Raw genomic sequence first — 270 nt, forward strand, 5'->3', positions numbered from 1 at the left:
TATCAATGAAGTTATTTTTGACGTTGATATTATTTCCGTTAAAGTAAATTGCATTAGAACCACACTCCAAAAACTCATTAAATTCAACTATAACATCCGAGCTGTTTTCGCTCATAAAAATTCCGTTCCCTTGGCTATCCGAGTTTTGACCCATTCCTGGCTTTGAGAAGATTTGACGGAATGTATTGTTTCTTACGACAGTTGCTCTATTGTCCCATCCCAAGTTTATTCCTCCGTTGAAGGCATTTGTAATTTGGGAATTAGATACAT

The 270-nt window shown here is 35.9% G+C and carries 1 protein-coding gene; it reads right to left on the reverse strand.

Annotated features, from left to right (window positions below):
• The coding region (locus JEM65_RS22780; RefSeq protein WP_233530839.1) for a hypothetical protein at positions 1–270 on the reverse strand (270 nt) is incomplete at both ends.

Source organism: Gelidibacter salicanalis (assembly GCF_016469035.1).
In the GTDB taxonomy this organism is placed as follows: domain Bacteria; phylum Bacteroidota; class Bacteroidia; order Flavobacteriales; family Flavobacteriaceae; genus Gelidibacter; species Gelidibacter salicanalis_A.